The sequence below is a fragment of the Pseudoxanthomonas japonensis genome (assembly GCF_043632995.1).
Classification (GTDB): Bacteria; Pseudomonadota; Gammaproteobacteria; order Xanthomonadales; family Xanthomonadaceae; genus Pseudoxanthomonas_A; species Pseudoxanthomonas_A japonensis.
Genome location: NZ_CP171632.1, coordinates 1,727,231 through 1,742,065 on the forward strand (window position 1 = coordinate 1,727,231; position 14,835 = coordinate 1,742,065).

Annotated in this window: 13 protein-coding genes; 5 read left to right on the top strand and 8 right to left on the bottom strand. The window is 68.4% G+C overall.

Going from position 1 to position 14,835, the window contains the following annotated elements; translation table 11 throughout:
- Window positions 1-75 precede the first annotated feature (75 nt).
- From ACGHX3_RS07850 to ACGHX3_RS07860, 3 genes are all read left to right on the top strand, one after another.
- Window positions 76-1,464: an FAD-binding oxidoreductase gene (locus ACGHX3_RS07850; protein WP_394697000.1), complete on the top strand. Its 1,389-nt coding sequence runs from the start codon at window positions 76-78 to the stop codon at window positions 1,462-1,464.
- Between the two features lie 90 nt (window positions 1,465-1,554).
- On the top strand, window positions 1,555-1,854 hold the full coding sequence (locus tag ACGHX3_RS07855) for a DUF2388 domain-containing protein (RefSeq protein WP_213601200.1): 300 nt from the start codon (window positions 1,555-1,557) through the stop codon (window positions 1,852-1,854).
- The gene (locus ACGHX3_RS07860) at window positions 1,854-3,677 is read left to right on the top strand and encodes a DUF4105 domain-containing protein (protein ID WP_394697001.1); all 1,824 of its coding nucleotides are present in this window, start codon (window positions 1,854-1,856) and stop codon (window positions 3,675-3,677) included. Before ACGHX3_RS07855 ends, ACGHX3_RS07860 begins: the two co-directional genes overlap by 1 nt.
- Window positions 3,678-3,685: 8 nt before the next feature.
- On the opposite strand, the gene yeiP is transcribed toward ACGHX3_RS07860, so the two are convergent.
- From yeiP to ACGHX3_RS07900, 8 genes are all read right to left on the bottom strand, one after another.
- On the bottom strand, window positions 3,686-4,252 hold the full coding sequence (gene yeiP / locus ACGHX3_RS07865) for an elongation factor P-like protein YeiP (RefSeq protein WP_093486429.1): 567 nt from the start codon (window positions 4,250-4,252) through the stop codon (window positions 3,686-3,688).
- Window positions 4,253-4,304: 52 nt separating this feature from the next.
- The gene (locus ACGHX3_RS07870; protein ID WP_394697002.1) at window positions 4,305-5,075 is read right to left on the bottom strand and encodes an SDR family NAD(P)-dependent oxidoreductase; all 771 of its coding nucleotides are present in this window, start codon (window positions 5,073-5,075) and stop codon (window positions 4,305-4,307) included.
- A 160-nt stretch (window positions 5,076-5,235) separates the two neighbouring features.
- Window positions 5,236-7,794 carry an EAL domain-containing protein gene (locus tag ACGHX3_RS07875; RefSeq protein ID WP_394697003.1) on the bottom strand — a complete coding sequence of 853 codons (2,559 nt, stop codon included), beginning with the start codon at window positions 7,792-7,794 and terminating at the stop codon, window positions 5,236-5,238.
- Complete coding sequence (locus tag ACGHX3_RS07880; RefSeq protein ID WP_394697004.1) at window positions 7,791-8,702, bottom strand: hydroxymethylglutaryl-CoA lyase; 912 nt, start codon at window positions 8,700-8,702, stop codon at window positions 7,791-7,793. Before ACGHX3_RS07880 ends, ACGHX3_RS07875 begins: the two co-directional genes overlap by 4 nt.
- The gene (locus ACGHX3_RS07885) at window positions 8,699-9,298 is read right to left on the bottom strand and encodes a hypothetical protein (RefSeq protein WP_394697005.1); all 600 of its coding nucleotides are present in this window, start codon (window positions 9,296-9,298) and stop codon (window positions 8,699-8,701) included. The genes ACGHX3_RS07880 and ACGHX3_RS07885 overlap by 4 nt, the downstream gene beginning before the upstream one ends.
- Window positions 9,299-9,324: 26 nt before the next feature.
- On the bottom strand, window positions 9,325-11,316 hold the full coding sequence (locus ACGHX3_RS07890) for an acetyl-CoA carboxylase biotin carboxylase subunit (protein WP_394697006.1): 1,992 nt from the start codon (window positions 11,314-11,316) through the stop codon (window positions 9,325-9,327).
- Between the two features lie 4 nt (window positions 11,317-11,320).
- Window positions 11,321-11,812: an endonuclease domain-containing protein gene (locus ACGHX3_RS07895; protein ID WP_394697259.1), complete on the bottom strand. Its 492-nt coding sequence runs from the start codon at window positions 11,810-11,812 to the stop codon at window positions 11,321-11,323.
- Between the two features lie 5 nt (window positions 11,813-11,817).
- The gene (locus tag ACGHX3_RS07900) at window positions 11,818-12,621 is read right to left on the bottom strand and encodes an enoyl-CoA hydratase-related protein (protein ID WP_394697007.1); all 804 of its coding nucleotides are present in this window, start codon (window positions 12,619-12,621) and stop codon (window positions 11,818-11,820) included.
- Window positions 12,622-12,730: 109 nt separating this feature from the next.
- Between ACGHX3_RS07900 and ACGHX3_RS07905 the strand changes: the two genes are divergently transcribed.
- Both ACGHX3_RS07905 and ACGHX3_RS07910 read left to right on the top strand, forming a co-directional pair.
- A complete protein-coding gene (locus ACGHX3_RS07905; RefSeq protein ID WP_394697008.1) occupies window positions 12,731-12,976 on the top strand; it encodes a ferrous iron transport protein A in 246 nt (81 codons plus the stop codon).
- Window positions 12,973-14,835, top strand: coding sequence for a ferrous iron transporter B (locus ACGHX3_RS07910; RefSeq protein ID WP_394697009.1), 1,863 nt, complete (start codon window positions 12,973-12,975; stop codon window positions 14,833-14,835). The genes ACGHX3_RS07905 and ACGHX3_RS07910 overlap by 4 nt, the downstream gene beginning before the upstream one ends.

The following is a 14,835-nucleotide window of genomic DNA, read 5'->3' on the forward strand; positions in this document are numbered from 1 at the left end:
ACCAAGGCGCGTTTCGGCTGGACGCCATCGGGCTTCGCTGGCACGCTGGGCGCCCCCGAGAGTCCTGCCCCCGCAATGAGCGATCCACGCCTGGAAGCCCTGCAGCACGCCGTCCCGGCGCTGCGCCTGAAGACCGATCCTGCCGATCTGGAACACTACGGTCGCGACTGGACCCGTCGCTGGACGCCATCGCCGCTCGCCATCGCGTTGCCGGCGACGGTCGATGAGGTGCAGGCGGTCGTGCGCTGGGCGAACGAGCATCGCGTGGCGGTCGTGCCGTCGGGCGGACGCACCGGCCTGTCCGGCGGCGCGGTGGCGGCGAACGGCGAACTGGTGCTGAGCCTGGAGCGCATGAACCAGGCGCTCGATTTCAATGCGGTGGACCGCACGCTGACCGTGCAGGCCGGCATGCCGCTGGAGGCCGTGCACAACGCCGCGCGCGACCACGGCCTGGTGTATCCGGTGGACTTCGCCGCGCGCGGGTCCTGCGCGATCGGCGGCAACATCGCCACCAATGCCGGCGGCATCCGCGTGATCCGCTACGGCAATACGCGCGAATGGATTGCCGGATTGAAGGTCGTCACCGGTGCCGGCGACGTGCTGGAGCTCAACAAGGCGCTGATCAAGAATTCCAGCGGCTACGACCTGCGCCATCTGTGGATCGGCTCCGAAGGCACGCTGGGCATCGTCGTCGAGGCCACCGTCCGGTTGACCGATCCGCCGCCGCCGACCAACGTCATGTTGCTGGCGCTTCCCTCGTTCGAGGTGCTGATGCAGGTCTTCGCCGCGTTCCGCGAGCGACTGCAACTGGAGGCCTTCGAGTTCTTCACCGACCGCGCGCTGGAGCACGTGCTGGCGCACGGCGCGCAGAAGCCGTTCGACGAGGTGCACCCGTACTACGTGGTCACCGAGTTCGCGATCGGCGACGAGGCCAGGGAAGCCGCGGCGATGGCGGCCTTCGAGGCCTGCATGGAGCAGGGCTGGGTCAGCGACGGCGTGATCAGCCAGTCCGATGCCCAGGCCGCCCAGCTGTGGCGCCTGCGTGAGGGCATCACCGAAGCGCTGGCGCGTTATGTGCCCTACAAGAACGACGTGTCGGTCCGCATCTCGGCGATGCCGGCCTTCCTGGCGGAGACGCAGGCGCTGCTGGGCGAGGCGTATCCGCAGTTCGACGTGGTCTGGTTCGGCCACATCGGCGACGGCAACCTGCACATCAACGTATTGAAGCCTGAGGGCATGGAAAACTCCGAGTTCGTCACCCAGTGCGAGCAGGTCACCAAGCTGTTGGCGGCGTCGCTGGAGCGTCATCACGGAAGCATTTCCGCCGAGCACGGCATCGGCCTGGTAAAGAAGGGATATCTGGAAAGCACGCGGAGCGCCGGGGAAATCGCGGTGATGCGCGGCATCAAGCGAGTGCTGGATCCGAATGGCCTGATGAATCCGGGCAAGCTGTTCGACAGCTGACAATAGCGCCGGATTCAGCCTCGCATCGTCGATTGCGGGTAGTCTTTGCGCACCGCGCCGACCACGGCGTTCCCCCGTGTGGAAATCTTCATGTCCCGATTGATCCTGGCCGGCGTGTTGCTGGCGTTCTCCGTGCCGGTGTTCGCCGGCAGCTTTGCCGGCTCGTCCGCCGGCGCGTCCTCCGCCGGTTCGTCTGCCTCGTCCGACAGTTCGTCTGGCGACGACAAGATCGTCGTGCAGGCGCGCGAAGATGCCGCAAGCTTCGTCGCCAGCGACGGCCGGATCCGCGGTGCGCAGCTGGAGGCCGCATTGCGCCACCTGCGCGAGAAGGACGAAGCGGCGCGCAAGGCCAGCGACATGCAGCTGGCGCAGGCCATCCTGGCCCGCTGATGCACGCGCGTCGGCCCCGGGGCCGGCGCATCGCCGCGCTCCTGCTGTGGGCGTGGCTCGGCCCGGCCGCCACGGCGGCCGCGCTCGAGATCGACGCCACGAACCTCGCACCTGACGATGTCGCCGCGACGCAGGCGCTCGTCGATGATGTGCTGCCACGCCTGCCTGCGATGTGGCGCGATGGGTTGCCGTCCGATCTCGTCCTTCAATGGCGCGCTGACTTGCCAGCGCACGTCGCGGGTCGGCGAGTAGGCAATCGCATCCTGTTGCCCCGCCATCTGCTGCATGCATGGACGACCCGCGAAGCCGTGTCCCCGGACGATGCGTTCCTGAGTGACGTCCGCGAGGCGCTGGTGCACGAGTTGGCGCACAGCTACGACCGGGCCCAGGGCAATGTCCTGTCCGATGATCCGCGCCTGCGCGATCTCGCGGGATGGCAGCGCAGCGTGTTTCCCCTTGCCGGCCGTCGTTCGCGCAACGACTTCACAGCACGGACGCCCGACGCCTATGAACTTGAGCGGCCATCCGAGTTCGTGGCGGTGAACCTTGAGCATTTCTTGCTCGACCCGGGCTACGGTTGCCGTCGCCCCGCGCTGTATCGCCATTTCGCGGCGCATTTCGATGTGCCGGCCACCGACGACGGATGCGCGTCCGGAATGCCGTTCCTGGACGTGGACACCGAGGCGGGCGATGCGGCATTGCTCGCGCTGGATCCGTCACGTGTCTACGCGATCGACTACCTGCTGGCCGAGGGCAACACCCAGGCGATGAGCCGCTGGGGCCACAGCATGCTGCGACTGGTGATCTGCGCGCCCGGGCGTGCGCCGGGGCCGGACTGCCGCTTCGACCTGGCCCACCATCGCGTGCTGTCGTTCCGCGCCTTCGTCGGCGACGTGCAGATCTCGGGCTGGCGCGGACTGACCGGTTCGTATCCGTCGCGGCTGTTCCTGCTGCCGCTGGACCAGGTGATCGAGGAGTACACGCGCGTCGAACTGCGCGGGTTGCAGTCGATTCCGCTGCGTCTCCAGCAGGATGAGGTCGCGTCGCTGCTGGAGCGCGCTGCCCAGCTCCATTGGAGCTACGACGGACGCTACTACTTCATCAGCAACAACTGCGCGGTGGAAACCTGGAAGCTGCTCCACGACGGCGTGCCCCGGCTGGCGGGCGAATCCCTCGCCAGCATCACGCCGACCGGCCTGCTGAGGAAGCTGGAACGGCACGGCATCGCGGATGCGAGCGTGCTGGACGATCCCGAGGATGCGAAGCGGCTCGGCCACTACTTCGAACCGATGAGCGCACGTTACGAATCCTTGTTCGCCGTCGCGCGCGAGTCGCTGGCGCTGCCGCAGCAGGATGTGCAGGCCTGGTTGACGCTGTCGCCGACCGAACGGGCCGCGTGGTTGCCGCACGCGGATCTGCGCGCCAGTGCGGCGCTGCTGGTACTGGAAACCGCCGCGCAGCGTCGCCAGCAATTGCTGCTGCGCGACGAGCTGAAGCGACGTTACCTCAGCCGCGATGCGCCGGCCGACATCGATCACGCACTGCAGGCCTTGCGCACGTGGCTGGGCGATACGGGTTTCGTCAGCCGCCCGTCAGAACTTGTGCCGGAGGGCTACGGATTGCCGCAGGCGGAGGAGCGTGAACGCATCGCGGACGAAGCCCGCGTGCGCGTGGCCCGCCTGCGTGAGCAGGACGGGGTGCTGCGGGAAGAACTGGAGCGCTGGCTGCCCGCCGACCAGCGCGAGGTGCTGCAAGGCATCGAGGCGAACCTGGAGACGATCGGTGCGCGCCTGCGCGCACTGGATGCGGCAGGCTCGTCGTAACCGCGGACTCAGTCGGCGCGGCCGCCGAACTCGCCCGTGGTCGTGTTCACCAGGATGCGCTCACCGTTGGTGATGTACTCCGGCACCATGATCTCGATGCCGGTGCTGAGCCTGGCCGGCTTCGGGCGCTTGGTGGCGGTGCCGCCCTTCAGTTCCGGCGGCGTTTCCACCACTTCCAGGGTCACGTGCTGCGGCAGCTGCAGCGCGACCGGCAATTCATCGATCACCTGCACATAGCAGCCGCTCAGGCCGTCGGTGATGTAGCCGGCGTCGTCGCCGATGACGTTGGCGTCCAGCGTGTACGGCGTGTAGTCCTCGTCGTCGAGGAACACGAAGGCATCGCCGTCCTTGTACGAGTACGTCGCCTGGCGGCGCAGCAGTTCCACCTCGCTCAGGTTGTCGTCCGCGTCGAAGCTGGCATCCAGCTTGTTGCCGCCCGGCACGCTGTACATGATGAAACGGAAGCGCACGTTGCCGCCGCGACCCTGCGGCGAGCTGCGCTCGATGTCGCGGATCTGGTACACGCCGCCGTTGTGTTCGACGACGTTACCCTTCTTGATGTCGAAAGCCTTCATGGATCAACCGGTTCTGTGGAATGGGAAAGAGGAGGGCGGCGCGTGATCCCGCTTACTTCGGCGCGAGGCGCACCGCGCCGTCCAGGCGGATGGTCTCGCCGTTGAGGTAGGGGTTGCCGAGGATGTAGGCGACCAGGTCGGCGAACTCCTCCGGCTTGCCCAGGCGGGACGGGAAGGGGATCGAGGCGCTGAGCGACTGCTGCACGGCCTCCGGCATGCCATCGACCATTGGCGTCCAGAAGATGCCCGGGGCCACCGTCATCACGCGGATGCCGAAGCGCGACAGTTCGCGCGCCATGGGCAGGGTCATGCCGACCACGCCGCCCTTCGAGGCCGAATACGCGGCCTGGCCGATCTGGCCTTCGTACGCCGCCACGCTGGCGGTGTTGACGATGATGCCGCGCTCGCCGTCGGTGTTGGGCGCGTTGTGCTGCATCACGTCCGCCGCCGCCTTGGCCACGTTGAAGCTGCCGACCAGGTTGACCATCACCGTGGACTGGAAGGTAGACAGCGGCATCGGTGCTTCCTTGCCGAGCACACGGCCGGCGCCGAGGATGCCGGCGCAGTTGATCGCCGCGTTCAGGCCGCCCAGGAAATCCTTCGCCGCCGCCACGTTCGCCGCCACGCCGGCTTCGTCCGTCACGTCGGTGCGGAAATAACGGGCATTGGCTTCTCCGAGCTCGGCGACGGCAGCCGCACCCTTGTCGTCGTTGACGTCGAACAGCGCGGCCTTGCCGCCGTGGGCGACGAGGTGACGGGCGACGGCCAGGCCGAGGCCGGAGACGCCGCCGGTGATGACGGCGCGGGTATCGGAAAGCTGCATGCGGCGGACCTGCTGCGGAAAGGGCGGCATTTTACGCGATGGCGGGTGGCGGGCGGCATGGCCGGGGTAGCCCGTGTGGGAGCGACGTCAGTCGCGATGCCTTCCCGGTAAGGCCCCATCGCGACTGACGTCGCCCCCACAAGAGGCAGGATTCCGCCGCTCAGGCGTGCTGCACCCGCTCCAGCGGGGCATCGGCGAGCCGGCGCGCGAATTCGTCCGGCGACAGGCCGGGGGCGAACAGGAAGCCCTGGCCGACCGGCACCCCGAGGTTCAGCAGGAACTGGCGCTGGGCCTCCGATTCCACGCCTTCGGCCACCAGGCCCAGGCCCAGGCTGCGGGCGATGGCCGAGACCGCCTGGCAGACCGCGACGTCGGAGCGGTTGTTGGGAACGCCCTCGGTGAACAGCGGGCTCAGTTTCAGGCCGTGGATCGGCAGGCGACGCAGGTAGTTCAGCGCGCTGTAGCCCTCGCCGAAATCGTCGATGGTCAGCAGCACGCCCAACTGGCGCAGGTCGGCGAAGGTGCGCAGCGTGGCGGGCGCGTCCTCGATCAGCACGCGCTCGGTGAACTCCAGTTCCAGCGCACTGCCCGGCAGGTCGAACTCGGCCAGGATCGTGCGCACGCGGTCGGCGAGGTCGTCGCCGGCGAACTGGCGGTACGACACGTTGACCGCCACCCGCACGATGCCGAGCCCCATGTCGCGCCACGCGGCCACCTGACGACAGGCTTCGCGCAACACCCAGCTGCCGATGCGCACGATGTCGCCGGTGGTTTCGGCGTGGCTGATGAAGACGTCCGGGCGCAGCTCGCCCAACTGATGGTTCTGCCAGCGGATCAGTGCCTCACCGGCGATGATGCGGCCGTTGCGCAGGTCGACCTGCGGCTGGTAGACGAGTCGGAATTCCTCGTTGTCCACCGCGCGGCGCAGCTGCGTCTCGATCTGCAGGCGATCCTGCTGCCGCTGGGCAAGCTCCTGGGTGAAGCTCTGCCAGCCGTTGCGCGCGCGATGCTTGCTGTCGTACATCGCGATGTCGGCGTTCTGGATCAGCTGCTGCGGCCGCAGGCCGTCGCCGGGCGCCACGGCAAGGCCGATGCTGGCGGTGATGGCGAATTCGTCCTTGCCGAAACGGAACGCATCGGCGAACGCGCCCAGCACCGCATGCGCCATCGCTTCGGGCTGGTGAGGGTCTTCCCCGGCGTCGCAGATCACCAGGAACTCGTCGCCACCGAAGCGCGCGATCATGCCCTCGGTGCCGACCGCGCCACGGATGCGGTCCGACGCCTGCACCAGCAGTTCGTCGCCGGCGTTGTGGCCCAGCACGTCGTTGACCATCTTGAACCGGTCGAGGTCGATGTACAGCACGGCCACGCGCGCACGCTCGGGATCGGCCAGTCGCGCGCCGAGTTCGGTCAGCACGGCATCGCGGTTCATCAGCCCGGTCAGCGGATCGGTGCGCGCCTGGATGCGCAGCGTTTCCTCCGCCTGCTTGTCCTGCGAGATGTCCTGCATGGTGCCGGTGATGCGCGAGGCGCCGGGATCGCCCGGTTCGGCATCGCCGATCACGCGGATCCAGAACGGGTGGCCATCGGCCTGGGTGCCCTGCAGCTCCAGGTCGAAGCCCTGGCCGCCGGCGGTGATCAGGTCCAGCGCGCCGCGCAGGCGGCGGCGGTCGGTTTCGCGCAGGCACGACAGCATGTCGCCCAGCGTGACCAGCGGGCGTGCTGCGCCGAGGATGCGCTGGGCTTCGTCTGTCAGGTACATGCGGTCGCGGCCGAGGTCCCATTCCCAGCCACCGATGTGGGCCAGCGACTGGGCGCGGTCGAACAGCGCGCTGTCGCGCTTGAGTTCGGTGACGTCGCTGAACAATGTGCTGACCTGCGACGGCGTACTGGCGCCAGGCGCGAACTGCGGCACCGAGGTGGCGGTGAGCCACAGCAGTTGCTTCTTTTCGCGGTGATACAGGCCCAGCAGCACGCTCTCGATCATCTGGCCGGTATCGAGGGCGCGTTGCGCGGGCAGTTCGTGGCGCGCCATCTCGCGGCCATGCTCGTCGACGATGTGCCAGCGGCCCAGCGCCAGTTCCTGGTCGGCGCGCTGGTCCTCGCGGATGCCGAAGATGCGCATCGCGGCGCCGTTGCAGTACTGCACCTCGAGGTCGCGGTTATGCACCACGATGCCCTTGTCGATCGTCTCCATCAGCTCGCGGTAGCGCATCTCCGCCAACCGGCGGCTGCTGATGTCGCGGGCGACGGCGACGATGCTCTTGCGGCCGTCGAAATTGATGTTGGCCGAGTGCACTTCAACCGGGAAGCGCGTGCCGTCGCCGCGCATGTTGGTGACCTCGATGACGTAGGTCTCGCCGCGGTTGAGCGTTTCCCACACCGGCACCAGGTGATCGCGCGGCAGGTCGGGGTTGAGCACGTTGATGTTGCGCCCGACGATCCCGTCGCGCGGACGCTTGTAGGCCAGCGTGCCCGCCTGGTTGAGGTCGAGGATGGTCCCGTCCTCGGCGAGGATGCTGACCGGGTCGGGCACGGCGTCGAACAGGTTGCGGTAGCGCGAGCGCTCGGTGTCCGCTTCGTGCTGCTTGGCGAGGAGCGCTTCGCGCGCGCTACGGAGCAGGTCGGCAGTGGCGGGATGGGTCTCTGCGGCGGCCGCGCGTTCCAGCGCGGCGGCCAGCGCCATCACGTCGACGTCGCTGGCCGGGCCGTGGCTCATGCGGCCGCCAGGGCCTTGCCGACGCGGCTGCCGGTCTCGCGCCCCAGCCGGGCCGACAGCCAGCGGCCAGTGTCCGCCAGCAGGTCCAGGTCCACGCCGGTACGCAGTCCGAGGCCGTGCAGCAGATAGACCACGTCCTCGCTGGCGACGTTGCCGCTGGCACCCTTGGCGTAGGGGCAGCCGCCCGCGCCCGAGACGGCCGAGTCCATCACGCGGACGCCGACGTCGAGACAGGCAAGGATGTTCGCCAGCGCCTGTCCGTAGGTGTCGTGGAAGTGCACCGCCAGCGCCGGCATCGGCACCTCGGCGGCGACCGCCTTCAGCATGTCGGCGGCCTTGCGCGGCGTGCCAACGCCGATGGTGTCGCCGAGCGAGATCTCGTAGCAGCCCAAGGCATGCAGTTGCTTCGCCACGCGGACCACGTCCGCCAGCGGCACGTCGCCCTGGTAGGGACAGCCGAGCACGGTGGAAACGTAGCCGCGGACCCTCACTCCATCGGCGGCGGCGCGTTCGAGCACCGGGCGGAACCGTTCGATGGATTCGTCGATGGAGGCGTTGATGTTCTTGCGGTTGAACGCCTCGGACGCCGCGGTGAAGACCGCAACCTCCTCGACGCCGACGGCACGAGCGCGGTCGTAACCGGTCTCGTTCGGGACCAGCACGGGGTACGCCGTGCCGGGCCGCCGCTGGATGGCGGTGAACACCTCGGCGGCATCGGCCAGCTGCGGCACCCATTTGGGGCTGACGAAGCTGGTGGCTTCGATGCTGAGCAGGCCGGTGCGCGACAACCGGTCGATCAGTTCGACCTTGTCGGCGGTGGCGACCAGGGTCTTCTCGTTCTGCAGGCCATCGCGCGGGCCGACCTCGACGATGCGGACGAAATCGGTGCTGGAGGGCAGGGCACTCATGAGCGCTTCCCGTCCTTGGCGCGACGCATGCGCAGTGTCTTGTCACGGCCGTCGAAGGCGTCGAACAGGGCCGGCTCGGACTGCAGCAGCTTGCGGAGCTGTTCCGGCCGGCCTTCGAACAGGTAGGTGCTGGCGTCGGCCTCGCGTGGCTTCAGCGAGCCCTGCTGCACGCGTTGCATGATGTCCACCGTATCGAGCATGGCGATCTGCAACGTATCGTCGTGGATACGGTATTTCAGCAGGGTGACCGCGCTCGCCGGCATGCCTTTCGGGATCGGCGGTGCGGCCGCCTTGCCGGTGCCGAACAGGCCTTCCAGCTCCTTGAAGCCCAGTGCGAGGTAGTGCTGGCCGTCCAGTTCGAATCCGAGCGCGTCGAACTGCGGGGCATCGGTGCGCGCGGCATCGTGCAGGCGAACGCGGCACGCACTGTCCACGTCCGCATGGTCGTCCTTGCCCAGCGGTATGCGGTCCTGCGGACTGTTCGGCAACGGGATCCATCGGCCGACCAGGGCGGGATCGCAGGCCAGCGGGGCCGGCGGTTGTTCGAACATCACGCAACCGCCCAGCAGGCTGGCCGCCAGCAGGGCGACCGCCATGCACCATGAGGAAGAGGGGACAGACGTCACTCCAAGGCCACCAGCACGGTGTCGGCGTCGACGAAATCGCCCGCCGCCGCGCGCAGTTCCGCCACCACGCCGGCGCGCGGTGCCTTGACGGCCAGTTCCATCTTCATCGCTTCCATCACCAGCAACTCCTGTCCTGCGTCCACGCTGTCCCCGATCCGCGCCCTGACCACCACCACCCGGCCCGGCATCGGCGCGATGATGCGGCCGTCCCCGCCGCTGTCTCCGCCCGCCGTCCGCTGGTACGCCGGCAGCGTCTCCAGCGTGGCACGCCGGTCCCCGTCGTGCAGGGTGAGACGGTTGCCATGGCGGTGGATGCGGAAGCGCCGTGCCTGATCATGGATACGCAACTCGAGCAGCCCAGCGGTCAGTCTTGCGCCGGCGACCGGGTGCGTCGCGCCGTCCACCTCCACGGCATAGCGGCCGCCATGGCCGTGCGCCAGCACCTCCCAGCGCTGCTCGCGGTGCTGGAAGGCCAGCGGGCGGCGGCCTGCGTGACCCAGGCGCCAGCCGTCGGCGATCGCCCACGGCGAGCCCGGATCGCCCGATACGGCAGCATCGGTGCGTGCGGACACCTCCTGTTCCAGCAGAACGGCGACGGCGGCCGCCACCTGCAGGTCGCTCGTCAGGGTCGGCGCCGGCATGAACTCGTCCAGGTGGCGGTCCAGGTAGCCGGTATCGATGCGCCCCTCCACCACGGCAGGATGCCGGGCGAGCTGCTCCAGGAAGCCGATGTTCGACTTCGGCCCGACGATGTCGCAGTCGGCCAGCGCGTCGCGCAGGCGCGCCAGCGCGGTGGGCCGGTCCTCGCCCCAGACGATCAGCTTGGCGATCATCGGGTCGTAGAAGATGGTGACCGTGTCGCCTTCGATGACGCCGGCATCGAGGCGCACCTGGGCCGAGGGTGCGGGCAGTACCAGCGACTCCAGCCGTCCCGATCCCGGCAGGAAGCCGGCCTCCGGATCTTCCGCGTACAGGCGCACTTCGATGGCATGGCCACGTTGCACGATGGCCTCCTGCGCCAGCGGCAGCGGTTCGCCCGCGGCGACGCGCAGCTGCCACTCCACCAGATCCAGGCCGGTCACCATCTCGGTGACGGGATGCTCCACCTGCAGGCGGGTGTTGATCTCCATGAAATAGAACTGGCCGTCGGGATCGACGATGAACTCCACCGTGCCCGCGTTGGCGTAGTCGATCGCCTGCGCGGCCTTCACCGCGGCATCGCCCATGGCCATGCGCAGGGCGGGGGTCAGGAACGGCGACGGAGATTCCTCCAGCACCTTCTGGTAGCGGCGCTGGGCGGAGCATTCGCGCTCGTTGAGGTGCAGGGTATGGCCATGCGTATCGGCGAACACCTGGATCTCGATGTGGCGCGGCGACTGCACGTAACGCTCCAGCAGCACGCGGTCGCGGCCGAAGGCGTTCGCGGCCTCGCGCTGGCAGCTTTCCAGCTGGGCGATGAAGTCCTCCAGCCGGTGCACCACGCGCATGCCCTTGCCGCCGCCGCCATGCGCGGCCTTGATCATCAGCGGGAAGCCGATGCGCGCGGCTTCGCGCGACAGCGTGTTCGGCGACTGGTCCTCGCCGGTGTAACCGGGAACCACCGGCACGCCGGCCGCCGCCATCAGTTCCTTCGCGCCGGCCTTGCTGCCCATCTTGCGCATGGAGGTGCCGGATGGACCGATGAACACCATGCCGGCCGCCGCGACGGCGTCGGCGAAGTCGGCGTTCTCCGACAGGAAGCCGTAGCCCGGATGGATGGCCTGGGCGCCGGTTTTCTTCGCCGCGTCGAGGATGGCATCGCCACGCAGGTAGCTCTCGGCCGGACGCGGGCCGCCGATCAGCACCGCCTCGTCCGCCTGGTGCACGTGCTGGGCGTCGGCGTCGGCCTCGGAGTACACGGCGACGGTGCGGATGCCGAGCCGGCGGCAGGTGCGGATGACGCGGCAGGCGATCTCACCGCGGTTGGCGATCAGGATCTTGGAGAACATGCGATCAGCCCTCCCCTTCAAGGGGAGGGTTGGGTGGGGATGGTGTTGCCTGTCTGTCTGCGAGCGCTGCAAGGATCACGTCGACCACTCCCTCGATATTGCCGAATACATCATTGTTCCAGAACCTCAGAACGACGAAGCCCGCCTGCTCGAGTGTGGCGGTGCGCTGGGCGTCGTAACAGGCATCGTCCACGTGCTGGCTTCCATCCAGTTCCACCACGACCTTCCGCTCCAGGCACGCGAAGTCGAGGATGTAGTCGCCGAAGGGATGCTGACGCCGGAAGCCGCAGCCGTCCAGCTGACGTCTCCGAAGGTATTGCCATAGCCGGTGCTCTGCATCCGTCGGTTGGTTGCGCAGGATGCGTTGCAGTTTGCCTTGCAGGATTTTCCTGTTTGTCTGTCCTTGCATGGTGATGTCCTCCTTGAACACCATCCCCTCCCAACCCTCCCCTTGAAGGGGAGGGCTCGAGAGCGCCGTCGCACCATGGGTGCGCATCACGGTCATTCCTTGGTGGTCCACGCCGGTGCGCGCTTGTCGAGGAACGCGGCCAATCCTTCCTGGCCCTCCGGCGACACGCGCAGTCCGGCGATCAGGTCGGCGTTGTCGGCATCCAACTGGTCGGGGTCGGCGCCGTGCGCCACGCGCGCGACCAGCCGTTTCGCGCCCGCGGCAGCCCGTGGGCCGGCTTTCAGCAGCAGGGCGAGCTGGCGTTCGACGGCCGCGTCCAGAGCTTCGGCGGCAACCACCTCGTGCAGCAGGCCGATCCGCAGTGCGGTAGCGGCGTCGAAGATTTCCGCGGTGGCGAACCAGCGCCTCGCCTCGCGTGGCCCGATGGCAGCGATGACGTACGGCGAGATCACCGCCGGCAGCAGGCCGAGCTTGCTTTCGGTCAGGCCGAACTTCGCCTCCGGCACGCCGATGGCGATATCGCAGCAGGCGACCAGGCCCACGCCGCCGCCGAACGCCGCGCCATGCACGCGCGCGATCGTCGGCTTGGGCAGTTCGTCCAGCGTGCGCATCAGGCGGGCGAGGGCGAGGGCGTCCTCGCGATTGGCCGCCTCGCTGGCCGAGGCCATCCCGCGCATCCAGTTCAGGTCGGCGCCCGCCGAAAACGACGCGCCGCTGCCTTCCAGGACCACGGCACGGACGGCGTCGTCGGCGGCGACCTGGTCCAGCGTTGCGGTCAGGGCGGCGATCAGGCCGGCATCGAAGGCGTTGTGGAGGGCGGGGCGATCCAGCCGGAGGCGCGCCACGGCGCCCGTGCGGGTCAGTACGAGGGGGTGTTCCTGCGGTGATGCCGCCATTCCGGTCTTTTCCTGCAAGGTCCGCCGAATGATAGCGGCACAGTCCGTTGCGGCCGTCGTGCAGTGCGGCGATGCTACAATGAGAACAGTTCGCATTTGAGGCTGCTGCGTGATCCTGACCGACCTTCCCCGGCGTACGCCCGCCATCGTCGAATCCGTCGAGGACCATGGTCCGCAGGACAGCATCGCCCGTCGCCTGCGCGAACTGGGCTTCGTCAACGGCGAGGAGGTCGAGATCGTGGCGAAGGGTCCGCTGGGCGCCGAACCGCTGCTCGTGCAGGTGGGCTTCACCCGCTTCGCGCTGCGCCGCTCCGAAGCCGCGCGCATCCGCCTGCGCAATGGAGCCGCCGAATGAGCGCGGCAGACGCCTCCACCTTGCGGCTGGCACTGGTCGGCAACCCCAATTGCGGCAAGACCGCGCTGTTCAACCAGCTGACCGGCAGTCGGCAGAAGGTCGCCAACTACGCCGGTGTTACGGTCGAGCGCAAGGAGGGTCGGCTCCACTCCGCGGATTCCGGTCGTAGCTACGCCGTGCTGGATCTGCCGGGTGCCTACAGCCTGCACGCCGCCAGCCTGGACGAAGCGGTCACCCGCGATGTTTGCCGGGGCTTCTATCCCGGCGAAGCCGCTCCGGACGTGCTGGTGTGCGTGGTGGACGCCACCAACCTGCGCCTGCACCTGCGGTTCGCGCTGGAAGTGCGCGAACTCGGCAAGCCGATGATCCTGGCGGTCAACATGATGGACGCCGCGCAGCGCCGCGGCATCGCCATCGACCTGGCGGCGCTGGAACGCGAACTGGGCGTGCCGGTGGTCGAGACGATCGCGGTGAAGCATGGCGGCGCGCGCGCGCTGGTCGAGCGCATCGACGCGGTCGCCGCGCAGCCGCACGAACCCCGCGTGCATCTGTCCGAGGGCGCCGACCTGCATGCGGAAACCCGCCGGCTGCTGTCGCTGGCGGTCACCATGCCCACGCGCACGGCGAAGATCGACGATGCGCTGGACCGCTGGCTGCTGCATCCGGTGTTCGGGCTGGTGGCGCTGATCGTGGTGATGTTCCTGATCTTCCAGGCGGTCTATGCCTGGGCGACGCCGATGATGGACATGATCGAAGCCGGCACCGGCTGGCTGGGCGGGCAGGCCGGCAGCCTGCTGCCCGAAGGCCCGCTCAACAGCCTGCTGGTCGATGGCATCATCGGTGGCCTCGGGGGCGTGGTGGTGTTCCTGCCGCAGATCCTGATCCTGTTCGCCTTCATCCTGGCACTCGAGGAAAGCGGCTACCTGCCGCGCGCGGCCTTCCTGCTCGACCGCACGATGGCGTCGGCAGGCCTGTCGGGCCGCTCCTTCATCCCGCTGCTGTCCAGCTTCGCCTGCGCCATTCCCGGCATCATGGCCACGCGCAGCATCCAGGATCCGCGCGACCGGCTGGCGACGATCCTGGTCGCGCCGCTGATGACGTGTTCGGCACGCCTGCCCGTGTACGCGCTGCTGATCGGTGCGTTCGTACCGGACGAGAAGGTCGGCATTTTCAACCAGCAGGGCCTGGTGCTGTTCGGCCTGTATGCCGCCGGCATCCTCAGTGCACTGCTCGTGTCCTGGGTGATGAAGAAGTGGCGCCGCGACAAGAGCGAACATGCGCTGCTGCTGGAACTGCCGTCGTACCGCATTCCGCATCCGCGCGACCTGCTGATCGGCCTGTACGAGCGGGCGATGATCTTCCTCAAGCGCGTCGGCGGCATCATCCTGGCGCTGACCATCCTGCTGTGGTTCCTGCTGAACTTCCCGGCACCGCCGGCGGATGCCGTGGGCCCTGCGATCGACTACAGCTTCGCCGGCCGCATCGGCCATGCGATGGCGGTGTTCTTCGCGCCATTGGGCTTCAACTGGCAGATCTGCATCGCGCTGATTCCCGGCTTGGCGGCGCGCGAAGTGGCGGTCGCCTCGCTGGCGACGATCTACGCCCTGTCGGCGGCCGACGACGATGCCGCCATCCAGGCGCTGACGCCGGTCATCAGCGACGGCTGGTCGCTGGCCACCGCGCTGTCGCTGCTGGTGTGGTTCATCTACGCGCCGATGTGCATCTCGACGCTAGCCACCATCAAGCGCGAGACCAACTCGTGGAAGCAGATGAGCTTCGCGACGTTCTACCTGTTCGCGCTGGCCTACCTCGCCTCGCTGGTGACCTACCAGGTCGCCAAAGCGCTCGGCGCGGGCTGA

Coding starts and splice junctions, on each gene's coding strand:
- ACGHX3_RS07910 (WP_394697009.1), top strand. CDS start 12,973: ATGAGCGCGGCAGACGCCTCCACCTTGCGGCTGGCACTGGTCGGCAAC.
- yeiP (WP_093486429.1), bottom strand. CDS start 4,252: ATGAAGGCTTTCGACATCAAGAAGGGTAACGTCGTCGAACACAACGGC.
- ACGHX3_RS07850 (WP_394697000.1), top strand. CDS start 76: ATGAGCGATCCACGCCTGGAAGCCCTGCAGCACGCCGTCCCGGCGCTG.
- ACGHX3_RS07885 (WP_394697005.1), bottom strand. CDS start 9,298: ATGGCGGTCGCCCTGCTGGCGGCCAGCCTGCTGGGCGGTTGCGTGATG.
- ACGHX3_RS07880 (WP_394697004.1), bottom strand. CDS start 8,702: ATGAGTGCCCTGCCCTCCAGCACCGATTTCGTCCGCATCGTCGAGGTC.
- ACGHX3_RS07875 (WP_394697003.1), bottom strand. CDS start 7,794: ATGAGCCACGGCCCGGCCAGCGACGTCGACGTGATGGCGCTGGCCGCC.
- ACGHX3_RS07890 (WP_394697006.1), bottom strand. CDS start 11,316: ATGTTCTCCAAGATCCTGATCGCCAACCGCGGTGAGATCGCCTGCCGC.
- ACGHX3_RS07860 (WP_394697001.1), top strand. CDS start 1,854: ATGCACGCGCGTCGGCCCCGGGGCCGGCGCATCGCCGCGCTCCTGCTG.
- ACGHX3_RS07900 (WP_394697007.1), bottom strand. CDS start 12,621: ATGGCGGCATCACCGCAGGAACACCCCCTCGTACTGACCCGCACGGGC.
- ACGHX3_RS07870 (WP_394697002.1), bottom strand. CDS start 5,075: ATGCAGCTTTCCGATACCCGCGCCGTCATCACCGGCGGCGTCTCCGGC.
- ACGHX3_RS07855 (WP_213601200.1), top strand. CDS start 1,555: ATGTCCCGATTGATCCTGGCCGGCGTGTTGCTGGCGTTCTCCGTGCCG.
- ACGHX3_RS07895 (WP_394697259.1), bottom strand. CDS start 11,812: ATGCGCACCCATGGTGCGACGGCGCTCTCGAGCCCTCCCCTTCAAGGG.